The organism is Fuerstiella sp. (assembly GCA_022447225.1).
GTDB lineage: Bacteria > Planctomycetota > Planctomycetia > Planctomycetales > Planctomycetaceae > S139-18.
Genome location: JAKVAZ010000011.1, coordinates 150,394 through 173,773, shown reverse-complemented (window position 1 = coordinate 173,773; position 23,380 = coordinate 150,394). Strand labels below are relative to the sequence as shown.

Annotated in this window: 17 protein-coding genes; 12 read left to right on the top strand and 5 right to left on the bottom strand. The window is 52.3% G+C overall.

Annotated elements, in window-relative coordinates:
* Positions 1-295: 295 nt before the first annotated feature.
* Positions 296-487, top strand: coding sequence for a hypothetical protein (locus tag MK110_13855; protein MCH2212384.1), 192 nt, complete (start codon positions 296-298; stop codon positions 485-487).
* A gap of 145 nt (positions 488-632) precedes the next feature.
* Here MK110_13855 and MK110_13850 read toward each other — a convergent pair whose 3' ends face one another.
* Both MK110_13850 and larE read right to left on the bottom strand, forming a co-directional pair.
* On the bottom strand, positions 633-2,567 hold the full coding sequence (locus MK110_13850) for a hypothetical protein (GenBank protein ID MCH2212383.1): 1,935 nt from the start codon (positions 2,565-2,567) through the stop codon (positions 633-635).
* A 630-nt stretch (positions 2,568-3,197) separates the two neighbouring features.
* Entirely contained in the window at positions 3,198-4,067 is an 870-nt protein-coding gene (gene larE / locus MK110_13845) for an ATP-dependent sacrificial sulfur transferase LarE (protein ID MCH2212382.1), read from the bottom strand.
* Between the two features lie 280 nt (positions 4,068-4,347).
* Here larE and MK110_13840 point away from each other — a divergent pair, with 280 nt between their 5' ends.
* Positions 4,348-6,225 carry a hypothetical protein gene (locus MK110_13840; GenBank protein MCH2212381.1) on the top strand — a complete coding sequence of 626 codons (1,878 nt, stop codon included), beginning with the start codon at positions 4,348-4,350 and terminating at the stop codon, positions 6,223-6,225.
* A gap of 348 nt (positions 6,226-6,573) precedes the next feature.
* Positions 6,574-7,257 (top strand): hypothetical protein, encoded by a 684-nt coding sequence (locus MK110_13835; protein ID MCH2212380.1) that lies wholly within the window; start codon positions 6,574-6,576, stop codon positions 7,255-7,257.
* A gap of 1 nt (position 7,258) precedes the next feature.
* Here the strand turns inward: MK110_13835 and MK110_13830 are convergent, their stop codons facing one another.
* Positions 7,259-8,371, bottom strand: coding sequence for an aminotransferase class I/II-fold pyridoxal phosphate-dependent enzyme (locus tag MK110_13830; GenBank protein MCH2212379.1), 1,113 nt, complete (start codon positions 8,369-8,371; stop codon positions 7,259-7,261).
* A gap of 702 nt (positions 8,372-9,073) precedes the next feature.
* Between MK110_13830 and MK110_13825 the strand changes: the two genes are divergently transcribed.
* The 9 genes from MK110_13825 (at position 9,074) to MK110_13785 (ending at position 20,036) form a co-directional block, all read left to right on the top strand.
* The gene (locus tag MK110_13825; protein ID MCH2212378.1) at positions 9,074-10,222 is read left to right on the top strand and encodes a DUF1559 domain-containing protein; all 1,149 of its coding nucleotides are present in this window, start codon (positions 9,074-9,076) and stop codon (positions 10,220-10,222) included.
* 286 nt (positions 10,223-10,508) lie between these two features.
* The gene (locus MK110_13820; protein MCH2212377.1) at positions 10,509-11,435 is read left to right on the top strand and encodes a hypothetical protein; all 927 of its coding nucleotides are present in this window, start codon (positions 10,509-10,511) and stop codon (positions 11,433-11,435) included.
* A 27-nt stretch (positions 11,436-11,462) separates the two neighbouring features.
* Positions 11,463-12,119, top strand: a complete 657-nt coding sequence (hisH, locus tag MK110_13815; protein ID MCH2212376.1) for an imidazole glycerol phosphate synthase subunit HisH — start codon at positions 11,463-11,465, stop codon at positions 12,117-12,119.
* Between the two features lie 2 nt (positions 12,120-12,121).
* Entirely contained in the window at positions 12,122-12,862 is a 741-nt protein-coding gene (gene hisA, locus MK110_13810) for a 1-(5-phosphoribosyl)-5-[(5-phosphoribosylamino)methylideneamino]imidazole-4-carboxamide isomerase (protein MCH2212375.1), read from the top strand.
* A 66-nt stretch (positions 12,863-12,928) separates the two neighbouring features.
* A complete protein-coding gene (gene queG, locus MK110_13805; protein ID MCH2212374.1) occupies positions 12,929-13,879 on the top strand; it encodes a tRNA epoxyqueuosine(34) reductase QueG in 951 nt (316 codons plus the stop codon).
* 92 nt (positions 13,880-13,971) lie between these two features.
* On the top strand, positions 13,972-14,868 hold the full coding sequence (locus tag MK110_13800) for a mechanosensitive ion channel (GenBank protein MCH2212373.1): 897 nt from the start codon (positions 13,972-13,974) through the stop codon (positions 14,866-14,868).
* A gap of 594 nt (positions 14,869-15,462) precedes the next feature.
* The gene (locus MK110_13795; GenBank protein ID MCH2212372.1) at positions 15,463-18,255 is read left to right on the top strand and encodes a BamA/TamA family outer membrane protein; all 2,793 of its coding nucleotides are present in this window, start codon (positions 15,463-15,465) and stop codon (positions 18,253-18,255) included.
* A gap of 225 nt (positions 18,256-18,480) precedes the next feature.
* Positions 18,481-19,053 (top strand): DUF447 family protein, encoded by a 573-nt coding sequence (locus MK110_13790; GenBank protein ID MCH2212371.1) that lies wholly within the window; start codon positions 18,481-18,483, stop codon positions 19,051-19,053.
* On the top strand, positions 19,050-20,036 hold the full coding sequence (locus MK110_13785; protein ID MCH2212370.1) for a hypothetical protein: 987 nt from the start codon (positions 19,050-19,052) through the stop codon (positions 20,034-20,036). The genes MK110_13790 and MK110_13785 overlap by 4 nt, the downstream gene beginning before the upstream one ends.
* Here the strand turns inward: MK110_13785 and MK110_13780 are convergent.
* Positions 19,955-20,698 (bottom strand): TIGR04283 family arsenosugar biosynthesis glycosyltransferase, encoded by a 744-nt coding sequence (locus MK110_13780; GenBank protein ID MCH2212369.1) that lies wholly within the window; start codon positions 20,696-20,698, stop codon positions 19,955-19,957. The genes MK110_13785 and MK110_13780 overlap by 82 nt on opposite strands.
* Positions 20,695-23,343, bottom strand: a complete 2,649-nt coding sequence (gene glnD, locus MK110_13775; GenBank protein MCH2212368.1) for a [protein-PII] uridylyltransferase — start codon at positions 23,341-23,343, stop codon at positions 20,695-20,697. Before glnD ends, MK110_13780 begins: the two co-directional genes overlap by 4 nt.
* Positions 23,344-23,380 lie beyond the last annotated feature (37 nt).

Sequence of the window (23,380 nt, the reverse complement as noted above, 5' to 3'; positions counted from 1 at the left end):
ACCATCAAAAGTTTCAGCAGACAGGATAGCAAAAGAAAAAGTCTTGTGCTCCTGAACAGGAAGACAAGACCTCAGGAGAGGCACAGATCCAGTCCTTTATCAGATGGTTGGAGACAAACGGGACAGTCAGCCTCCTTTCAGTGCCAACGCTGGTCACAACGAACGCCCATCCGGCCAGTCTGCTGGGTGGAGGTGAATTCGCTGTATCAACGATCATCGGACCGGAAGGCGGACGAAGTGCCACCAATGCCAAATTTTCAAGTAACTCATCCTCACAATCATGATCTGTGGCTGCATGCCTCGAACTGAGGGGAACCCCGGTCAAGCCGTTGACCAGACAACGCCTTACGGATGGGGTGATACTTACGTAATTCCCTACGGACTCAATCTGTTTAGCCCTCCGGTCAGCCGTACGAGCTTCCGGTCGGGATCATCCGCGGACTTCGGACGCTTTGTGGTTCGAGACTGTTCGGTGGAAACAGCGTAACGAGAGGAGGCCCTGTATTCTAAACGGCCTGAGTGAAGTACGAACCACATAGTGGTCGGCCACTCCCTAAAGGCACCTCAAGTAACGTCATCGAATTTATGAAACAATGCCGATTCACGTCCGTCAGGTGGCGTACCGGTCTCTCTTATTGAAAGGAACGTCCCCCCCGTGACTCACGGAGTGTCTGCAGCGTCTGGTGATATTCATTATCCAGTTGCTGACGAGCCGCACGATACTCATCCAGTGGCGTCGCGAAAGAACCCGGTTCCCGGTACTCGGCACCCGGCACCGGAGAAGGACTGAAGTAGGGTGGCGTCAGAGAGGCAGCATGAGCTGCTGCGGGCTGTATCCCGGATGCCCCCGAGGGCTGGTTTTGATAGCCGGCCGGAGCCCGACCACCATTGAACGGAGGTTGGTTTCCGGTAGTGGCGATCACATTCGTCCTGACAGATGGATTTGCCGTACCCTGATGTGATCCTTTTGAATTTAATGCACCGGGCTGCGTTGATCCCTCAGGATAGCCATTGATTCCTGAAGGCATATTTGTCATTCCCGGTGCGGAGACGCCCCGATTGATCCCCGTTGATGTGACGTCCCCGTATGAACCCGCAGGCAATGGACCAGAACTGTTGTACGGCCTCTTGAGAGACAAATGCGACCCCACGTCTGACGAACCACGTGAGGACTGTCCCGACATCGGTACATGCATCTGTGATTGAGAGCCGCTGATTCCGGCTTTAGCTGCAGCGGTGTAAGGCCCGGAGCCTGGCTGCTGATTGTCACGGGACAAAACGGTCGGCTGCTGCAAGACAGGTTGCTGTTGTTGAAGTGCCTGATACTGCGATGACTGCCCGTAAACAACGTTTTGATAATCAGTGTCCGACATGGTGGACACGGTTCCAATCCTGTGTTCCCGATCCGGCTGAGGAATCAGACCGCCGGAGGATACAGAATTCCCGTTATAGACATTCGCAGAAGCAGGCAGTGGAGGTCTCATATTTTGGTGTCCCGGGGGAAGTTTAAACCGAACCCCGATAGAACGTGCCGAATCCAGCGGTGACCGGAAATCCTGTTTGGCTGTCTGCTCAACCGTCTGCTGTATCGCCGCCTGAAAAACCCGATTTGGAGTCGTGTTTACCTCTTCTGCTCCTATATTCCGAACTGAGGACTGAGTCTGAATCAGACCCATTTTACCAACGGGCTGTAGTTGTGTCCGGCTGACATCCGAAGGTCCACTGATGTAACGACCGTGAAGCAATTGGGTCGAATTGTGTGATCCGGGTCCCTGGAGACTCAACGAGTTGGAGTTATGTGAGAGAACCGGGGGACGGGCATGGATCGTGGCCGACATTAAGGGCCGATGCTGTTCGATTAAAGCAACCAGCGAATCCCTGGCCTTTGCAGGGGCATAAACTCGCTCCAGGCAGACGAGTGCTGCGTCTCGGTTACCGCGACGAATATCAAGAATCGCCAGGTTAACATGTGCCTTTTCGTGGTTTGGTGAGATCTCCAGCACACGATTCAGATACCGTGAGGCCTCATGAAAACGATTCTGAAGTAAATACGAATATCCCTGATCGTTCAACAGTCGAACATCATCAGGCCGCATCGCCAGGGCTCGTTTGTAGTTTATGTCCGCCAGGTCCCAGTCTTCATTCAGATCCGACACAACGGCAAGCCCATGAAAGGCATCTGCGTTATTGGGATCGATCCTGAGTACATCACGGAAGGAAGAAGTCGCTTCGGACAGCATGGCCGAAGCTTCACGACTACCACCGGCCTGAGCAATTGCTTCCTGTCCGCGGCGCAACCGTGCTTCAATGCGACCTGTTCTTCGCTCGGTCGAAATATCGTCTGCCGGACCTGAGGAAACATCTGACTTTCCGGACGCCGTTTGAGTGACATCGTCGACCGCATCACGATCGGATGCGACTCCGTCGCCGAACTGATTGAGTTGTCCTTTGGTCATCTGCGGAAGTGAGGAATCATCGGTCCATGGCAACACCCCCAGGGAGGAAGTCCGGCAACCAGTTGCGAGCAGCACACACACAGATAACAGACAGTATGCACGAACGAACATCGTCAGCATCCATAATGAAAGTTCGAACAGACAGAATCAGACCCGTCATTCAAAAAAGCACGGCCCGATCAACTATGCTGAAAACCCTGACTCGACATTTCAGCACGGTGACTGCGTGTTGGAATATCGCGATATCGTTCTTATAGGACAAACTCCGGAAAGGTGTCGAGACATCCTGATTTGACACTGATACATCCGGCAGGATCTGCCGGTTGATGGACTGTCGTACAGATCAAATTGTCCTGATGCATGGAAAAAATCTCATCACCGGAATTTAGAGCCATTAACAAATGGACAACACTAAAGTGGTTCTTAAGGTTCGCGTCACGTTCAGACTCACAGAGAAAAAAAGTCCAAACAAACATTTCAGAACATACCGGTCAACTTTCGTTTTAACGGCAACTGCGCACCAGGGACCAAGGTCAGTTACGTACCTGGTCCACGAGATCAATCCTGCTCTGCTGGCCTGAAAAATGTGGTAAGCCTTCTGTGACGATCAACCGGTGCCGTCCGCTGTCGTATTCGAGAGGATCACTCTATTTTTGAACTCAAACGGGTCCTGCGACTTACCACAATCGGACCGGAAGTTTAGTCGACAGCATCAAAGAGAATTTGTTGAAATCATTTGAATCACGGTTCAGCTAACTGCACAAGCGCGGCATTCAAACTACCACTGCGAAACCCCTGAAGGTCCAGAGTGACGTTACTGAAGCCCAGTGCAGTCAGTTCCGAAACGAGCTTACTCCGGACTTGGTCCTCCACCAGTCTGATTAGTTGCGTCACAGGAACTTCGATACGTGCAAGGTCTCCACTCTCACACCGAACACGAAATTCCCGAATCCCGGTCAGTCTGCGTACACAGGCTTCCGCCAGCTCGATACGACGAACACGTTCCTCTGTCACTTCAACTCCATATGCAATCCGGCTGCTAAGACAAGGAGATGCGGGCTTGTCTGCCACGCTCAGATTCCAGTAGCGAGCAAGCTGACGGACACCTGTTTTGTCAATCCCAAGTTCAATCAACGGACTTCGGACACGGTGCTGTTTTGCTGCCTCCATTCCAGGCCGATAATCTCCCAGATCATCCATATTGGCACCGTTGACCAGAACTTCCACTCCCAGACTCTGCAGCCTTTCAGCCATCAGCGAATACAGAGTATCCCTGCAGAAAAAACACCGGTCGCCGGCATTGCGACGATATTCGTCACGCCCGAATTCCTGGGTACAGATTTCGATTTGCCGAATACCAATTGTCCGGGCTTCCTGCGCCGCACCACGCCGTTCCACCTCGGCCAGAGAAGGACTCACTGCAGTCACAGCCACCGCTTGTTCCTGTAGAGCAAGTGCAGCCGCTTTGGCAACAACAGCACTGTCAACCCCGCCGGACCAGGCAACAGCGACCGATCGTAGTTCCCGAAACAAATCTGTCAGCTGCTGCGCCATCTCGGCAACAGCATTCGATTGAACAGTCTGCTCAGAATCTGAGGGGAACTTAGTCACTCTAATCAGCGTCCTGTCACCGGAAAAATGTTTCTGAATCAGGAGTGTCGTTCCGACCCAAAGCCCCATTCGGACAGCAGCGTCAACCACCAGAAGAATTCGTCGCCGTTACCGGAACAAACAGACCTGCCGAAACACAGCACTGACTGATATTTCGTTCTCAGAATATGTAAATTCTGCAGAATTCCCCAAAAACTGCACTACACGCCAACCATTCAGAAAACTCATCATACACCCACAATCAGCATTACGCGACGAAACTGCAACCAGGACCATGAAGATGAATCCAATTCGGCAGCCATGGCTTCCGTCAGCAACGCTTATCGTTCTGATGATGACATCCGCCTCTGCACAGGAAAACACACCGAATGAGCGTTCCGAGCTCGAGTCAGACGGGGCCACCACAGCAGTTCCCGCACAGCCCCGGGAGGCCCCAGATGGAACGCCCGGTGCAGAATTATGGAATCGTCTGATCTATGTACCATTCGGTGCATTAAACAACGTGTTCAATAACGAGCCCCCTGCGGCTGTCGTACCTTATGACGACTATTTCGAACTGCGGAGCACTCGCTCGAAGAAACAGAGAGCCGATGTGTCTCCGGACGCCGTGGTCACGAAAGCCGTCTACACGGCTGCCATCGAAGAAGATATCGCGAAGATCTCTGTTAAATTCGACATCACGATCCTCAAACAAGATGGTTGGGCCAGACTCCCGCTAACGTTCGGAAACGCGGCTGTCAGCAGGATCACGTCCGATAGCGATGACAAGACAATTCTCAAAGGATCAAACGAAGGCGAATACGATCTGCTGCTGCAGGGAACGGGACTGCGAACGGTCACCCTTGAGCTTCTGGCTTCCGTCGTGACCACACCGGAAGCACGTTCCTTCGAACTCAACTGCCCGATTGTCGGCATCAATGAACTTCACGTCACTGTTCCTGAACAGAACCAAACCATACGGATCAGTCCGCACGAATTCCTGCTGCCAGTGGAGGACAATAACAATTCCCGGAGCGTGGCCAAAGCCGCTCTGGGCGCCACGCAGCAATTCAGCGTTCACTGGTTTCCCAAAGCCGGGTCTCGACCGGTTCAAAACGTCGTTGGCACCGTCGTGTCCAAAGCTGCCATTGAAATCGTGACAGAAAAACAGCCGCTGGCCAGTTACCGCTGCCGCTACCAAATCACCACCACCGAACGACAGCGACTAAAAATCGAAGTGCCGACAGACAGTGAATTACAGGCCCCGTTACTAAACAATCGCCGTACCACGCTTGAACCCGCCGAGGACACAGATGCCACAGAAGGCTGGCAGCCCTACTACATCAATATTTCCAGAAAGGAAGCCTCTGACCGGGCTTTCCTCTTATCGTTCCGGTTCCGTTGTCCGATTGTCGACGCGACCCGAATTCCTTACGAAGGGCAGGGTGGTATACAGTTGCTGCGGACTCCTCGCATCGGCCACGATTCGAAAAGCACTGTTGTCCAGGAAACGCGAATCGGCATCTGGACACCAAACGACGTGGTTGTTTCCGGTGAACCGGAACACTGGACGGCAATCCACACCCCATCATGGTCGATTCTGCACCCACCGAAATCGTCACAGGCCCTGAACGTCGCCAATTCACTGGGAGACTGGATCGGCGACGAAAGCACCTCAAGTGAATTTGCTCATCAGGGAAATGCAGCCGTCTTTCGCACCCAGGGCAGCAAAACAATCCTGCAGACCACCTGGTGGAATCGCCCCTTTGTGACCACGATCGTCAGTGGAGCATTGATACTCATGGGGTTCGTGTTGAGACGAACATCCTGGGAAAATCGCATCACACTGGTTCTCGTATCACTGGTGATCGTGACCTTTTGTGGATTGTTCGACAACTACGCAGTCCGTCAAGCCGTTGATGCTGGTGCGATAGGCCTCATGGCAGTTGCTGCAATCTGGACTATCAACCTGGTGGTGAGTCAATCTTCCCACAGGGAATCCAGTTCACCCACCGATAACAACAAGAACAACAACCAAACAGACGGCAAAGACCATTCACTGACAGCGAATTCTCGTCCGAAAACACGACCAGCCAAAGCTCAACCACACTCTCCCGCCACGGTCACCCCGACTCCCGTCGTCCGGAAAACAATGGACAAACCGAGGGGAAGCAAATAGAGATAAGCCACTCAGGTTTCACACGCAACAAAGGTGCCGGTGCATCACCACTGCCGTTCTTTCACCCAGGACAGGTTACACTTGGCGACTCACACCTGCTTCGGACGGACTTTCACCGTTATGGGATTTGTCAGCGGGTTGGCCGTTCCCGGCGTTCTGAGTATCTTCCTCCTGTTTCTCAGCATTGTTGTTTTCGTTGCAGTCTGCGCCGTTGAAATCAAACCATCAAAGGAAAACTGCAGCCGGAGCATCTTGGATTTCTGCTCATAACCCGTCTTGGCGTTGTCACTCAGATCTGATATCAGAATACTCAATTCACCCGCTCCAGCCGGAAGCACGGATGCTTCGATGGCCACTTCTCTTCACCAGCAGCTCAAAGAATGCTACGTACGCGATCCGTCCCGCCACGAAGTGGACCTGGACAATTATCGTATTGATGCTATTGACGACAACGGCCAACTGATCGAAATTCAATGCGCGTCTCTGGCAGCCATCCGCGACAAGATTCCAAAGCTCACAAAGCGAAACAGAGTCACAGTCGTCAAACCGCTGGCGTGGAAAAAGAAACTGCTGAAGAAACAGCGACGAAACGGTAAAGTCGTCAGTTCACGCTACAGTCCCAGTCATCAAACACTACCGTACATCTTTCTGGAACTGGTTCATTTTACAAACGCGTTTCCTCATCCGAATCTGCAGCTGGACATACTGCTCACCGAGCAGCAGGAAATTCGCGTGCCCGCCAAACGAAAGACCTGGCGTCGAAAGTACAGCGTTCAGGATCGCACACTGGTCAGCATTGAACAGACGATATCCGTCCGCACTCCTGCACAGCTCTGGCAAAAACTCAACCTGTCAGTCGACGCCCGGTTCACGACGATCGATCTGGCAGAGTTGGGCAATATGCCGCGCTGGCTGGCTCAAAAGGCCGCCTGGTGTTTTCGGAAGATGAATTTCATCGAAGTAACCGGCAAACAGGGAAATACGATTGTTTACCGACTGGTGAAACCGATCCGACAGCGGCAGGCTGCCTGAATCAGTTGCGTGCAGCCAGCATTCGCAGTACGGCTGCTCCCTGTTTCAGGACTTCATCCTCGGCGGCATACGAAATCCTGAAGTGTGTGTCCTGGTCACTGAAAACATTTCCGGGAATGATCAGCAGATTATTACGGATTGCTTCGGCCACAAATTCAGTACCGGTTCCCCAGGGCGTTTTCAAAAACAGATAGAAAGCTCCCTGACCACCATGCACTTCAAAATCATCCTGCAGTTCTGCCACGATCAGATCACGTTTTAATCGGTACTCCTCGGCGCGATCTGACACATCCACGTCCCACGCAGTGACTCCCGCCCACTGCACCGGGTGCGGTGCACAGACAAACGTAAACTGCTGAAGTTTCATCATTTGCTGAATGACGTAGTCAGGACCATGGACATATCCAAGGCGATGTCCGGTCATCGAATGCGACTTACTGAATCCATCGATCACGATTGTTTCCGGATTCCATTCCGCCGGACTGTGAAACTCGTGGTCGTAGCAGAAGACTCTGTAGATTTCATCACTGATCAATGCGATATCATTCTCAGCCGCCAGTTCCGCCAGTGCACGTGATTCTTCCGCAGAAGTGACCGCTCCGGTCGGATTGGCCGGGCTGTTGAACAGAATCACTCTGGTCCGGTCTGTGATGGCTGCTTTGACAGAATCGATCTGTATTCGGAAATCCGGATACGTCGTCACCTGAACCACACGACCTCCCGCCAGTGTGGTCAGATGTTTATACATCACAAACCACGGATCAAAGACAATGACTTCGTCTCCGGGATTCACCAGTGCACAAAGAGCCAACATCAAAGCTCCACTGGTCCCGGAAGTGACAAAGGCTTGCCGATTGCTGTGCCCATATTCAGCATCGACATACGTTTGCAGCTGTTGGAGCAGTGGACCGATGCCCTGGGTCTGACTGTAGGCATTCTTCCCATCTTCAACTGCCTGACACAGCGCGTCCTTGATTTCCTGAGGCGTATCGTAATGAGGCTGTCCGATGCTCAGGTTAATTGGATCGGTCATCGATGCCGCAAGATCAAATACCTTACGAATTCCGGAGGCATCGATGCTGTGCAACCGGTCGGAGATCCAGCGGGTACTCACGAAAACAAACTTTCTGTAGTGAATCGGTACTCAAGGACTTTAAAACGTTGCCGGATGAAGGAAATTGTGAGTTTCAGAAAACACTGGCTAACACCGCGAGGTACACAACCGCAGTCCGAACAATCGACCATTGCAGATCATTCAACAGTCAAATTCCATGAAATCAAAACAACACGATGGCCGGATGTTCTGTATAAACAAGAATCGTTATCGCCAAATCCACGTATCACTCACAGAAATTCAGTGATCTCGTGAACGCAACGACAACAATTCGCAAATTTCACGGTGGCTCAGCATCCCGTCCGCCGAAGCCGGTCAATCATTCAAAATACACGAATTTAACAAGTCAAAATTCTGTGGGTCGGCAATGCATTCTTCGGGAATTCCGGAGACCTACAGCCACAATTCGAATTTCTTTTATGCCCTGAGTGCAGCTGTCAACCAATCTGTCTGATTCAGTCAAACGCTGAATATCAGTCGTGCCCATCAGATAAACCGATCCAACGGACCAGCGGTCTTTTTGCCTTGTCGAAAGAATTTTGTTGAATTCAAGGTGCCTTGATCCTGAAATTTCGACAATAATAATAATAAACTGATCAATGTATCATATGTCGATTGGTAAACCACATTACTTCCATTGGTGAAAAGTTGGGGTTACCGTCGGTTGACATGCCTCTGTTTACGATTCTAAGGAAACTCATTATGCGAAAATGCCGTCGACGATCGCATGGATTCACACTGATTGAGTTACTTGTCGTCTTGTTCATTATTCTGATTCTGATCTCGTTACTTCTGCCGGCAGTTCAAAATGCCCGTGCCGCAGCCAGAAAAACACAGTGTCTGTACAACCTTAAGCAAACTGTACTCGCGTTGCATGAATACCACGATTCCTTCATGCTGTTTCCACCAGGACAAATTAGCGCGGCAGCTCCCGAACAGGTCGTCATTAGTGGAGTGGTGGTCAATATAGTCGACCCCGATGAAGCCACATTGAATTTTCAAGGTGCAAACTTCCACGGTACCAGCTGGATGCTGCACACTCTGCCCTACCTGGATATGGCGAACCTCTATAATCTGTGGCGGTTTGACCTCAACGTCTGGGGTAATGCGGAAATCAATTATAATCTGATTCCGTGGACAGAGGCGGGCAACCCGCCGGCAAGATGGGACATCGAACAGTTTTACTGTCCCTCGCGACGCACCTCCATGACTGGTGATGGCATCCGCCTCGATTGGCAATCGCCACTATCGAATTTGGAAACCGTCGGCAGCGGCGGGAATGACTACGCAGGCTGTGCCGGTTCCGGCCTGCTGTTCTGGCAGGATCAAAATCCAGTCGTTCTGAATCCCCTTAATCCAAATTCGAATCCGGACATCAACCCGCGCAGGTCTACATACAACCTGAATGCGCAACAGTTCGCAGACCTCGAAGCACTGGGTCTGAATTCTATTCCGATCTATCAACGCTCGGATTTGAGAGGGTTCTTCGGAGTGAACACTTCTAACTCACTCAAGCATTGCAAGGACGGCTCGAGTCAAACAATGATTATCGCCGAAGCAGAGCGATTCGACGGCATCGGACTCAACATTGATGACCAGTTCGGATTCACACGCACCTTCGAACAGTATGCTTCGGACGGCTGGTGCTGGGGTGGCCCGGCAACATTGTTTAGCGCATACCGACCTCCCAACAAACAGGAACACTTTGAAGCAGCGGGAGGACCTCATGAAAATGGCGTCCAGGTAGGACTTGCAGATGGGTCGGCTCGCATGGTCAGCGATTCAGTCAGTACGCTGGTCTGGCGTCAATTAGGTAGTATGAACGCCGGAATCCCAACCGGCAACTTCTAAGGACGTCTTGGTAGAACCGCGCTCGTAGCTGGATAACTGGTGCTGGTTGCACCCGAACTGGTGTGTGCATCGGAATGAAATCGCCAGAGTCGTCATAATAGCGACTCTGGCGATTTTTGTTGGCATTGCGTTTCACTATCGGAGACGATGCCACGTTAATGGAATCCTGTCGTCGCACCGATGATATTGCTGCGTCCTGTTCAGACAAGACAGGCGATTTTGTTGTTTTCCTCGGCTCAATTCATGTCCTCGATCCTGATTCTGTGCCACATGCCGGAGACTGCAGATGACAATTCGGTATGAATGTCCGGAATGCAGTTCCGTGATGAAAATCAAGGTCGAAAAAGCCGGTCGGCCAGGTAAATGCCCAAAGTGCAGGTTCGAATTTACAATTCCGGACGTGTCCCAACACGCCAAGCCCCTGCTGACCGAAGACGACCTGGTCGATATGCCGCTGGAAATCACACGTATCGCGACCACTGAAGACACGTCAACAGGTTCGACGGGTGAATTCAACCCGATGAGCACCCTGAACAGTAATTCGGCATCAGACCGAACTGAATCAGTTCAGGCAGACAGCAAAATCAAACCTTCAGTAGCAGAGTTGATGAAGGAACATCACAAAAAACTCGCTAAGAAAGAATTACGGCGTTCCAGTCAAACGGTCAAAAGGGTCAATCCGCTGCTGGACGGTGTCGAAACTGCCGGCACCGCCGCCGAGGCAATCACTCGGAGTTACGAAAAGAAACGAACAGACACGGATGTCCCGATATTAAGCCGTGAAGAACGTCGGGCGGCAGAAATGCAGGCCAGTCTGATCCGGTACATTCTGAAGAATGGCACCATTCTGGTGGCAGCAGTGATGTTCGCTTTTTTACTGTTGGACTACGTGCTCAGTAGACCACAGGCCTCCGTGGTGGAGGTCACAGGAAAAGTAACGATCAAAGGTAAGCCACTCGATGGCTGTCGGATTCGGTTCATTCCAATTCAACAGAGAGACGGACCAGCACTTGACGGAGGCGCGTCCTCCGCCGTTGTCGGCAACGATGGTGAATTTCGCTTACTCTACAATCCAACACTTGCTGGCGCGATTGTTGCAGAACACCAAATCACCATCGAAAACGAATTCGGATTACCCCTTTCCATTCCGGAAGAATTCACTCGTCGCGAAGTCAGAAAAGATGCCGAAAATTATTTCGAATTCGACCTGTAATCAAGATCTCGCGGAAAACACATCAGCATGACATCTCCGATCACCATTATCGATTATGGCATGGGAAATCTCCGCAGTGTTCAGAAGGCGATTGAAAGAATTGGCGTTTCAGCGAAGATTGAGAGCAGCGCTGTGCGGATCAGCCAGGCCGACAGATTAATTCTTCCTGGCGTCGGAGCATTTCGAGACGCTATCGCTGCATTGCGGACCAAAGATCTGGTCACCGTCATTCAGGATCATGTCGCAGCAAATCGCCACTTTCTTGGAATCTGCCTTGGTCTGCAGTTAATGTTCGATGTGTCGTTCGAAGATGGAGAGTACGAGGGACTCGGTATTATTCCGGGTGAAGTGCGCCGTTTCAATTTATCGACCGACTACAAAATTCCGCACATGGGCTGGAATCAGCTTCGGACGGTTCAGGAAACCCCGCTACTCACCGGCTGTCCAAAAAATCCATGGTTCTATTTTGTTCACAGCTACCACGTTGTTCCCGCGGATAACTCCTGGATAGTAACCACGACCGAATATGGCTGCGATTTCGTATCGATGGTGGGTCGCGGCAACATCGCCGCGGCACAGTTTCATCCAGAGAAAAGCCAGTCAACCGGAATCCGTCTGCTCTCCAATTTTGTTCAGCCGGAACCTCTTACGACGTCTGCCGCGGCGTATCACACAGAAAATTGACAATGCAGATCTATCCTGCCATCGATATCCGTGGCGGCAAATGCGTCCGCCTGCGTCAGGGTAATTACAGCGACGAAACAGTTTTCGGCGATGATCCCGTCGATATGGCTCTTCGCTGGAAGTCCGCAGGTTCGGAGTGGCTGCATCTGGTTGATCTGGACGGAGCAAAAGCCGGTCATCCGGTCAATCACGACGTGGTTCGACAGATCACTGAAGCGACCGGTTTACCCTGTCAGATGGGGGGCGGTATTCGCACCGAAGACAGTATTCGACAGGCAATCGATCAATTAGGACTCGCTCGCGTCATTATCGGTACGCGGGCCCTCCGCGAACCCGAATGGTTTGCAGAGGTTTGCCGACGGTATCCCAACAAACTGGCACTGGGACTGGATGCTAAAGATTCAATGATCGCAACAGACGGCTGGCTGGAAGTTTCACAGGTGTCCATCATGGAACTGGCACAGAAATTCACAGACGTCCCGGTCTCGGCTGTCATCTATACTAATATCGCCAACGATGGCATGATGCAGGGTATCGACCAGGCAACATTCAGCGATCTGGAAAAACTCGCCGACATGGGACTACCTGTCATTGCCTCAGGCGGGGTTACAACCATGGATGATATTCGACATCTTAAACAGATTTCTGATCGCGCACCCAACCTAATTGGTGTGATCACCGGCCGAGCAATCTATGAGGGAACCATTGACGTTGCAGAAGCCTGCCGTGTGGTCGCCAACTGAAAATCCAGGATCTGTGCATCAGAGACCCATATTTTAGTGAATCAAGACTTTCCGGTCTTTTCTCAAATGACTGCTAAGCCGGACAAGCCAAACACTGCGAATATGCTGAAACAGCGAGGGCACGAACTGGGCTTCCACCACATTGGAATTGCCGCAGCCGTGACCCCCCCGGGATTTCATCCGTTTCTTGAATGGCTCAACCACGGGTTCGCTGCGGACATGAAATGGATCCATCGTCGCCGCGATGCCTATGAACATCCTGACGGCGTTCTACCGAACACTCGCAGCGTCATAATGGGAGCGATGAATTATCACAACAAAGACCCGCAGCCGGACACTGCACGAATTGCACGATACGCGTGGAGCGGACACGACTATCACAGCGTCCTTCGCGAACGTCTCAGAGAACTGAGCGGACACCTGCAGACGGCGGTACCCAATTCTCGGTCACGCATTGTAGTCGACACGGCGCCCCTGCTTGAACGTGATTTCGCCCGTCTTGCCGGCATCGGCTGGTTCGGAAAAAATACAATGCTGATCAGTCGCGGGATCGGCAGCTGGTTCTTCCTGGGCGCCATTCTGACGACAGCCCAACTGGCATACGACAAACCCTATGCGGGTGATTACTGCGGGACCTGCACTCGATGTATTGACGCATGCCCCACCGACGCTTTTCCTCAACCCTATTTACTGGATTCCAACCGCTGCATCAGCTACCACACCATCGAAAATCGTTCAGACGAGATTCCGCCGGATTTATCAGCTGATTTCGGAAACTGGCTGTTTGGCTGCGATATCTGTCAGGAAGTCTGTCCCTGGAATCGCTTCGCCCCCGGGGACAGCGATCCGGCTTTTCATCCCCGATCGGACCTGCATTCCGTGACACCGCAGTCGATACTGGAGCTGACTGAAGACGAGTTTCAAGAACAATTCCAGGGAACACCACTGGAAAGGACCGGATTCGCTGCCATCCAAAGAAATGCCCGAATTGCGCTGCAAAATATGAAAAACGGGTGATCGCTTTGACATGAGTTCACATTTCCTGATTTTGTCTGAATCGCCATAATCCGGTACGGCACCACTGTCTGCTCAATGTTACGGAGAACACGATGCGGATCATTAACCTGTTTCTGATGGCCGACGAAGTTGAATCGCCGTATTTACTTGACCTGCTGTTTAAAGATCCAAAAGCGGCGCTGACGTCGCCTGACGCAGTCAACGTACTGACCACGTATGGCATCGACCTCGTTTCAGCAATCACTGTTTTTGTTATTGGACGGTGGGTGGCAAAATTTACAACCGGATTGATTGTCCGGGCCGCTCGTCGGGCACAAGTGGACGAGACTCTGCTGGGATTCCTGCGGAATGTAGTCTATCTGCTGCTGCTGGTAGCAGTCTGTATCGCGGCTCTCGGCTGCCTTGGAGTCGACACGACATCACTCAGTGCAATCCTTGCAGCTGCCGGTTTCGCAGTGGGGATGGCCATGCAGGGGTCTTTGGGCAACATTGCCTCAGGAGTCATGCTGGTGGTTTTCAAACCTTTCAAAGTCGGAGACTATATTGATCTGGGAACAACCAGTGGCACAGTGGTGCAGATCCAGATGTTCAGCACGATTCTCCTGACACCCGATAACGTTCGCGTTGTGGTTCCCAATGCAAATATTACGGGAGGAGCAATCAGCAATTACTCAGCCGAAAACAAACGTCGCATCGATCTGAGCGTTAGTTGTGGTTACAGCGATGACTTAAAGCAGGTTCGTAGTTTCCTGGAAGAATTGGTGGAATCCGATTCACGTGTCCTGACTCATCCAAATCCTGTCGTAGCAGTTGCCGAACTTGCAGACAGCAGCGTGAATTTCGTGGTCCGGCCCTGGGTACTCAGCACCGACTATTGGGATGTCAAATTTGACCTGACAGAACGAATTAAGCTCGGATTTGACGAACGTCGGTTCACCATTCCCTACCCGTCAAGAGATGTATTTATGCACCCGTCCGACGCTGCCTGAACGTAGACATTCCTCTCTGCGAGGCAATCAGACGCATCCATAACAGAGCCTGCACCTCACCACACATAACTCCTTGCCCCTCATAACTTTACCGATCAATAACACTCTGAAGATTTAACGATTTTGACTTACAGGGAACAGAGAGTAGCTTCGAGCCGGTGGGGTGCGCCGAACCCGTGACAACAGGCCTTAACTCGGTGCGTATTTCGTTGTTCGTAATGCAGATAGTGGACCCAACATCGGAGATCACCTTTTCGGGAACAGGCTAACGAACTGTCGACCATGCCCTTACGTCAATGAGTCAATCTTCGTTTTCCTGAGCTCATGAACAGTCTTCGGAAAAGATTGGAAACTGCCATTTCGGCCGAAAGGAGTGAATCGTCAATCTTTCAACCTTAAGTGGCTCGGGCTGCCAGCGATCTCGTATTGTGGCATTTTCCACATTGAGCTATTGCTACGTCGGTTGCGCAGGTCACTCACTGTGTGACACCCTCTCTCAAGACTGACATTCCCCTTCGAACCTCTCTCTGTCTCTCTTTTCTTTCATCCGCCATCCCTTACTTCAATGAGGTCACTGGCGGTGTTGCACGCACCATGACACAGATTCGATTCGATTCCCGACGGACGGCAATTCGTGCCCTGGCGAACATCGGAACCGTGTTGTGGTTCGCACTTTTTGGCAACATGCTGACCGCCGATCAGGTGCCAAAATCCATCGTTGAGATACGCATCGAAGGTAACGAAACCATCCAGGAAGACTGGATCCTGCAGAAACTCAAAACTCAGCCTGGCCGACAACTCACTGGCCGAATGATTCTGGAAGACGAACGTACCCTGAGACAGACACGCCTGTTTTCTCATGTACAGTCTCGCTACGAAAACACAAAAAACGGTGCGGTGCTGATTTTTAAAGTACGTGAACGTGCAATCGTTCGCAGTGTCCGGTTCGAGGGAAATAAAAAGATCAAAACCAAGCATCTGACTTCCTGGACCGGACTGGCAAAAGGAAGCCCGTTTGATCCCAGAGCCAACGAACAGGCAGTAAGCCGAATCGAACAGGAGTACAGGGAAAAAGGCTACTACCACGTTCGTGTGAAACTCAGAAAAGGCGGTCACCCGGATGACCGCGACGTAGTCATCGAAATTGAAGAAGGCCCGGTCGTTCGAGTCATCAGACGCGACATCACGGGCGCCGTTCAGATGGGCAAGGGGTCACTTAAAAAGAATCTTGTTACAAAGTCAGCTATTCTGGGAATGATCAAGGGGATCTATCGTCCGGAAACACTGAAACAGGATGAAGAGGCATTAAAGGCTTACTGCCAAAAACTTGGATACTTCGACGCACAGGTAAAAGCTGAAGCGTTGTTTTCCAAAGATGGCAGTTCCGTACGCGCCGTGTACTCGGTCACGGAAGGACCACGTTACAAAGTCGGCCAAATTAAATTTGAAGACAACCATCTGTTCTCCGGAGAGACTCTTCGAAAGAATGCGAGGATCCGGGAAGGTGACTTTTTCAACTCAGGACGTCTGACGAAGGATGTCCGTGAGATGTTAGCGCCGTACTGGAATCTGGGTCACTATTACGCCAGCATCGTCCCGGTACCCTTATTTACGGAAAAATCCGGAGAGGTTGATCTGGTGTTCCGGTTTGACGAAGACCGCCCGCGTTACGTGCGCAACATTAATGCGGAATTTTCGGGCGATAACCCCTACACAAAGCAAACGGTACTGCTGAACAACCTCCAGATACGTCCTGGTGATCTGGCTGACCCACGACTGATTCGCCGAGGTCAGAGTCGAGCCAACAGCAGCCAGGTCTTCAACGGCGTCCAGCTGGATGTCGTCCGGATCGATCCGGAAACTGAGATGTTTACTGCAGCTGACGGAACATATCGAGGGCAGCAGCCGGTGCCGGGCGCCGGACCTCACTCCTCATGGCTTGAGGAATTCACATCAAAACTTGATCGCCTTCCCCGACTGGAAAAAAACGGTCACCACAGTGAGTTTGCGCCGCCCAAACAACGGTCACCGGCAACATATCAGTCACAAGGCCGTCGCCTAAACGTTGAGCCGGCTGTTCAAACTTCAGAACAAGATCTGCCCGGGATGTCACACCAGGACAATCAGCAGATACCGGCATCATTCATTTCCTGGCAACCCGTCAACCCCGAGATTTTCCACAGGCCCTGGGGCCCGCTGCTGCCCCAGGACATCACACGTCCGACCGAACCGGTGGTGATTCGAGCTCAGGGACCCGGTCGGGGCAATACGGTACTGGAAGGCAGCCCGTTCTACGGCGAATCCCAGGCACAACCTCCGGGATACGTCGATATCAATGCGATGGGAACCGAAGGACGCACCGGACGCATCATGTTTGGAGCGGGTGTCAACAGCGACAACGGACTCGTCGGATCATTTATCTGGGAAGAAAATAACTTCGACCTGTTTGCTCCACCACGGAATTTGTCCGATGTTGTCAACGGACGCGCTTTTCGCGGTGGTGGACAACGGTTCCGCGCAGAAGCAGCTCCCGGTGACATCGTCAGCCGATACGCCGTCAACTGGGTCGACCAGTATTTCATGCAAACAGACTACGCACTGAGCCTGAGCGGTTTCTATTACAATCGTTTCTTCAACGACTGGCAGGAAGATCGACTGGGCGGGCGAATCGGACTTGGTCAGCAACTGTCTCCGGAGGCGTCTGTGAATGCCACGTTGCGACTGGAAGAAGTCACCGTCAAAAACCCACGCATCCCCACGCCAGCCATTCTGACCGACGCTGTGGGCAGTAATTTTCTGTCCACGATTCGTCTGTCTGCAACGAATGACACCCGTGATGCCAGCATTATGCCGGGTGACGGACACTTTATGGAAGTTGCGTTTGAACAGGCAGCAGGAGACTTCACGTTTTCCCGGTTTGACGGTGAGGCGCGACGATACTTTACACTCTTCCGGAGACCTGATGACAGCGGTCGTCAGGTACTGACCCTGTCCACAACGATGGGATTCACGACCGCCGACACACCAATATTCGAGCGATATTATGCCGGTGGTTTTCAGTCGTTTCGTGGATTTGCCTTTCGGGGAGTGACGCCACAGGACGGCGTTGTGGGTATTGGCGGTACGTTTCAGACGCTTTCCACAGTGGAATATCGGTTACCCGTCACTGCGGATGACATGGTTCAGGTCGTCGGCTTCAGCGATTTTGGAACAGTTGACAACCAGGTGTCATTCCGCAGCTTCCGAGCAACCGTGGGTATGGGTTTGCGGATCATGATCCCGGCCATGGGACAGGTCCCCCTCGCGTTCGATTTCGGATTCCCTGTGGCTAAAGAAGTATTCGATGACGAACGAATCTTCAGCTTCTATGTTGGAATCGTGCAGTAGTCAGCAACCAGCCTGTCCGTACAAATCAGGACGGTTACTGAGAATTCAACCTTCCTGACCGAAACGCAACCGTTATCCTGCTTCGCAAAGACCGTGCTCTGAGGACTTCTTATTTCAGTAAACCTGCTCAGATTGTGTCAGGTTCAGGAATAACCAGCAAAGTCACGGCGCATCGGGAAGCATCTGCTCGCTTGGTCTGAGACGCTCCCTCGTTAGACTCAGTACATGATCGTCGAAGGTGTTGTGACCAGTCTGGACTCCGCAGGAAACCTTAATGTCGCGCCTATGGGCCCGATCGTTCAGGGGGACTTTGGACATCTCGTGTTGCGCCCGTTCCAGACATCTACTACTTTTCACAACCTGAATGAAACCGCGTGCGGGGTGTTTCACGTCGTCGATTCCATTGACCTGTTGTCGAAAGCAGCCATCGGACAACTGAAAGAACTTCCACCAACCCGTCCGGCCAGCCACATTGACGGTCGGGTTCTGTTTGATTGCTGTCGCTGGTTTGAATTTCGCATCACCGACCAGGACCTGAGTCACGAACGCACAGTGATGAATGCTGAAGTTGTGGCTTGTGGTGAACAGCGACCTTTTTTTGGTTTCAATCGTGCCCGTCACGCCGTGCTTGAAGCAGCAATTTTGGCAACTCGCGTTCATTTGCTTCCACACACCGATGTCACTGCGCAGATGACCGTTTTGAAGTCCGCCGTTGAAAAAACCGGTGGAGTCGCCGAGACTGATGCGTTTGACATGCTGCAGAACTACATCGAACAGTCGTATAAGCAAACACTATGAACTCGGTGGAAGTTGTCACCGGCGCCCGCCTGCATTTTGGTCTGATTTGCGGCGGCCCGTCATCGGCGAATCGCTTTGGCGGGATTGGTGTGATGCTGCGTACTCCGCGCTGGGTCATCTCCGCCAGTCAGACAAAGGTTTCATCGTGTACTGCCGCGTCAGCAGAAGTCCGCCAACGGATTGAAACATTTCTTCCGGAACTCTGTCAGTATCTCGGTATCCGTGGCCTGTGCGTTTCTGTACGCGACGAAATACCACTGCACCGTGGTCTGGGAGCCGGTACACAACTCACACTCGCTCTTGCAAGTCTTGGCCTGGTCGCTGGTGGACGTCCACGGCCAGCCAGTTCAATGGGTCTGGCTGGCGATCTGAATCGTATGCGACGGTCGGCCGTCGGAACGTTCGGCTTCGACCACGGCGGATTTATCGTTGATGACGGTCAACCCGGCGATCAATCCGATCGCCTTCTGCACAGGTGCGAACTACCGAAGAAATGGCACGTCGTCCTGATTGCGCCAACCGGATCAGCAGGACTCTCCGGTGACAGGGAAGAATTAGTATTTCGGGAAGAACGACCTATGCCCGAACATCTGGTGAAAAAGCAGGTGTGTCTGATTCGAGAGTCTATCGTACCGGCCGCTCAAACTCACGAATTTGAAGGATTCCGAAATGCTCTGAAAGAGTATGGTCAAAACGCCGGAGGCTTCTTTGCAACACAACAGGGAGGCGTTTACTCCAGCAGTATCATTCGCCGCCTGTCGCAGACTCCGGACTTCGAAGACCTTCCGATGTTGCAGTCGTCCTGGGGACCCACTGTCGCTGTGTTTGCTCATTCCCCGACGTCTGCCAACGAGATCGTTGAACGTGTCCTCCGATCCTCATATGCATCTGAACTGCAGTGTCAGATCGCAGAACCGCTCAACAGCGGCGCGATGGTCAAAAGTGCTGCTCCGCAGCATTTAGATGATGTCGTTCGAGGATAAAATCGCGACAATACGGACGGTGAGACTCCCAGGTGGGCAGCCGCCAGTAACAACCAGTTGCGAAGTGTTTGTCGCAGAACACCGCGGTTTTCCCAGCGACGTGCCGACACCAGCAATGGCGAATCGATACATATCAGATTTCCCCGCTGTTTCAGTTTTTTCATCATGTAAAGATCTTCCATCAGAGGAATTTCCGGAAATCCGCCAATGTCACGAAAGATGTCCGTTCGCACAAAGATCGCCTGATCACCATATGCCCATTTGAGCATGCCGGCTCGCAGCAGGTTCCCTGTTTCAATCCAGCGGTAGACAAGAGGTGAACCATCAATGTGCTGCCGAAAGTAGCCTCCAACACAGGATTTTTCTTTACTCAGACGTCCACGGATTTCAGACAAACCGGATTTCGGCAGGCAACAGTCAGCGTGCAGGAACAGCAACACATCGCCCGCGGCAGACTGTGCACCTGCGTTCTGCTGATGAGCCCGTCCCTGCTCAGCCGACATAACGCTGGCTCCATGGCTTTCCGCGACGGCAGGAGTGCCATCCTGACTTCCACCATCAGCCAGGATTACCTCATCCGCACCGGCACACACAGCGCTGTCAACCGCAGCACCTATGACCTGAACTTCATCAATCGCCGGAATGATGACTGAGATCTTCAATGTGATTCGTCGCTCTCCCGAAGTGCCCGAATTCCGTCCAGCAGATCCGTGACGATTAACTCCAGTCGACCGGAATCCCATACTTTGTTGCCTTCACGATCCGTGACGTGAAAAACATCAACAACCTGATCGATACTTGTAGCAATCCGTGCCAGCCGAACGGACAGCTCATGCTGATATAACGTTCGCGACAGAGTGTACAACAGACCCGGTGTATCCATGGCAAACACATCAATCACGGTATACTGATCCGAACAGTCGTTGTCGATACACACCTGTGGATCGATGGCCATCATCACTGTGTCTCGGTTCACCGGCAGGAACAGACTGTTACGACGAAACACACTGTCAACTATCCGTCTCCCTGTCAGGACCTCGGAAACCGCAGTCGCCACTTCATCCATGCGGCTCTGCAGAACCTTACCTTCAAAATCGTTATCCGTCACAACGAATCTCGCCACGATTGTGCCATCTGCCGCACCACAGGACACGGCGGTGTGGATGTTGTTTCTCAGCCCGCTTAGTATGCCGGCAGTCTTGTGAAAGAATCCGTCTTCATAACACGGTGCAGCAAAAATTCGGTAGGTGACCGTGTCCGATTCCTCGTCGTACAGACTGTTGACCCGCACTTCGCCGTCACCCACATGCTGAATGACGTCCAGGTCTCGAGCAATCTGCGCCGGATCCTCTGTCATGAGATAAAATACCGGGAGTGCATCCAGCTGCTGATCCACCCACGCCGGCCATTCGACAGACAGGCCCGCTTCGACAGGAACAACAGCTTCGTGCACGTGGTCACGAATCGACTGAATCCGCTCACGCTCAAGATGATTCGAAGGACGACCGCTAACAATCTGCATCGTGCGGTTGTACAAATCTGCCAGCAATTCAGCCTTCCATTCAGTCCATACGCCAGGTCCCACGGCTTTGATGTCGGCGGCGCACAAAACATAGAGCATGCGTAATCGTTCCGGAGATCCAACCATCCTCGCAAACTCACCAATGAGAGCGGCGTCGGTGTAGTCTCGTCGCAGAGCCATATCGGGCATATACAAGTGCTGACGCACCAGAAACGCCATCATCTGCTTTTTGTTTTCTGCCATTTGCAGTCGCGTGCCCATTTCGTGACACAGCGATTCACCAATAACTGAATGGTCGCCCTCGCGTCCTTTTCCGATGTCATGCATCAAAAGAGAAAGATGCAGCGTCGCCTTGTGACGAACGTTACGATAAGCCGACCCAAGCTGAGAGTCCTCTTCCTCCAGCGCTGTGACTTCATCAATTGTTTTCAGTGTGTGCTCGTCCACGGTGTAGCTGTGATAATGATTGAACTGCGTCAGACACCGGATCTCTGCAAATGGTGGCAGAAGCCATTCGAGGACACCGGTTTCGTGCATTTGTCGAAGTATTTCGCACAAGCCTGCCCGTGACCGCAGAATCTTTCGAAACTGCCTGCAGTTTATCCGGGATGGCTCTGCCGGAAATGTCGCGACAAGACGTGAAATTGCCAGACGCAGGTCCGGTGACAATGAAAGACACCGCTCAGCACCGTAGACAAAAATTTCCAGTACACCGGACGGATTGTTCCGGAGAGTCTGAAGGCCCGCATGCGTCAAATTGATCGCACCATTGTGGACCGGCAGCCCCTTGAGCCCCGCACCAGGCATGAGTACTGTTCGCAGACGCGTCAGCAGTCCCGCCGAACGAAGTGATTCAGAAATACGACGGGAGATCTCGGCAACGGGAAACGTTCTCTTGAAGTATTCCCGCATGAACGCCGAAACTGCCGCGCGTACGTCAACGCCGTGCGGATCTTTTTCTTTCACCATTTCCAGCTGCAGTTCTCGTGTCAGTACATCCTGCTTAATTTCCGACCGACAATGGAGGCCCAGACGCAGACCGGTGAGAAATTCATCGGCAATCTGCAGCGAAGCGAGTTCACGTGTGCGAATTACTTCGTGTTGCAAAAGTGTAGACGGATCGGCATCACCATACCGGGAATACGAAATCCATCGCAGCAAATGAAGGTCCCGCAGCCCGCCTGGCGATTTCTTGAGATCCGGTTCCAGCTGGTTCACCGAATCACCACGCGCCATCCATTCCTCTCTGCGAGACACGACACAGCGGGCAACGAAGTGCTCGCTGCGCTCCTGGAATATACGATGGTCAAGTTTTTCCTTGAGCGCACGATAAATCTGCGGATCACCGAATAACAATCGCATATCGATCAGTGAGGTAGCAAACTGGATATCTTCGGATGCAAAGCGAATCACATCGACAGGTGTACGAATGCTGTGTCCCAGATCCATTCCCGTATCCCAGCAATCGCGCACAAATGAATTGAGTGCAGCAGAGAGTTCCTCACCGGCGCCGGCTGCCACAACGATCAACAGATCCACATCGGACCAGGGCACCGGACGCCTTCGTCCGTTGCCTCCGACACAGACCACAATAAAACTCGCCGATTCCGAAACCCCCTGTTGATCCAGGCTGTGCCGTAACATTGCGATCAACAGATCGTCCAGTCGGTCAGAAAACCATTCACATATCTCTGAAGGAGAAAGGTCCGTCCCCATTCGCTGCCGGATTCCGTCACGTGACCGGGCAAGGTATGCACGCCGGGCCGACACTTCAGAAACGTTCAATTGAATCGCCGTATTACTCAAGGGTTTAGCCTATCCG

What these genes read in the sequence shown, in the direction of transcription:
- MK110_13855 (MCH2212384.1), top strand. Translation starts at nt 296, where the DNA reads ATGCCTCGAACTGAGGGGAACCCCGGTCAAGCCGTTGACCAGACAACG.
- MK110_13850 (MCH2212383.1), bottom strand. Translation starts at nt 2,567, where the DNA reads ATGTTCGTTCGTGCATACTGTCTGTTATCTGTGTGTGTGCTGCTCGCA.
- MK110_13840 (MCH2212381.1), top strand. Translation starts at nt 4,348, where the DNA reads ATGAATCCAATTCGGCAGCCATGGCTTCCGTCAGCAACGCTTATCGTT.
- MK110_13835 (MCH2212380.1), top strand. Translation starts at nt 6,574, where the DNA reads ATGGCCACTTCTCTTCACCAGCAGCTCAAAGAATGCTACGTACGCGAT.
- MK110_13825 (MCH2212378.1), top strand. Translation starts at nt 9,074, where the DNA reads ATGCGAAAATGCCGTCGACGATCGCATGGATTCACACTGATTGAGTTA.
- MK110_13820 (MCH2212377.1), top strand. Translation starts at nt 10,509, where the DNA reads ATGACAATTCGGTATGAATGTCCGGAATGCAGTTCCGTGATGAAAATC.
- hisH (MCH2212376.1), top strand. Translation starts at nt 11,463, where the DNA reads ATGACATCTCCGATCACCATTATCGATTATGGCATGGGAAATCTCCGC.
- hisA (MCH2212375.1), top strand. Translation starts at nt 12,122, where the DNA reads ATGCAGATCTATCCTGCCATCGATATCCGTGGCGGCAAATGCGTCCGC.
- queG (MCH2212374.1), top strand. Translation starts at nt 12,929, where the DNA reads ATGACTGCTAAGCCGGACAAGCCAAACACTGCGAATATGCTGAAACAG.
- MK110_13800 (MCH2212373.1), top strand. Translation starts at nt 13,972, where the DNA reads ATGCGGATCATTAACCTGTTTCTGATGGCCGACGAAGTTGAATCGCCG.
- MK110_13795 (MCH2212372.1), top strand. Translation starts at nt 15,463, where the DNA reads ATGACACAGATTCGATTCGATTCCCGACGGACGGCAATTCGTGCCCTG.
- MK110_13790 (MCH2212371.1), top strand. Translation starts at nt 18,481, where the DNA reads ATGATCGTCGAAGGTGTTGTGACCAGTCTGGACTCCGCAGGAAACCTT.
- MK110_13785 (MCH2212370.1), top strand. Translation starts at nt 19,050, where the DNA reads ATGAACTCGGTGGAAGTTGTCACCGGCGCCCGCCTGCATTTTGGTCTG.